This is a genomic window from Clostridioides sp. ES-S-0190-01 (assembly GCF_020658275.1).
Taxonomy (GTDB): domain Bacteria; phylum Bacillota; class Clostridia; order Peptostreptococcales; family Peptostreptococcaceae; genus Clostridioides.
In genome coordinates, this window is the sequence record NZ_JACVWA010000026.1 from 1 (window position 1) to 574 (window position 574).

Here is a 574-nt window from a genome sequence, read left to right on the forward strand (position 1 = left end):
TCAAAATTAAACAGTAGGCAATTCTCCTTAGAAAGGAGGTGATCCAGCCGCACCTTCCGATACGGCTACCTTGTTACGACTTCACCCCAGTTATTGATTCCACCTTCGACGACTTCTTCCAAAAGGTTAGATAATCGGCTTCGGGCGTCTCCAACTCCCGTGGTGTGACGGGCGGTGTGTACAAGACCCGGGAACGCATTCACCGCAGCATTCTGATCTGCGATTACTAGTAACTCCAGCTTCATGTAGGCGAGTTTCAGCCTACAATCCGAACTGAGAGTAGCTTTAAGGGATTAGCTCCACCTTACGGCTTGGCAACCCTCTGTACTACCCATTGTAGCACGTGTGTAGCCCTAAGCATAAGGGGCATGATGATTTGACGTCATCCCCACCTTCCTCCAGGTTATCCCTGGCAGTCTCTCTAGAGTGCCCAACTTAATGATGGCAACTAAAGACAAGGGTTGCGCTCGTTGCGGGACTTAACCCAACATCTCACGACACGAGCTGACGACAACCATGCACCACCTGTCACCAATGTCCCCGAAGGGAACTCTCCGATTAAGGAGATGTCATT

General features: G+C 50.5%; 1 rRNA gene. It reads right to left on the reverse strand.

Annotated features, from left to right (window positions below):
• Positions 1-31: 31 nt before the first annotated feature.
• Positions 32-574, reverse strand: a 16S ribosomal RNA gene (locus IC214_RS09930); the annotation flags it as partial.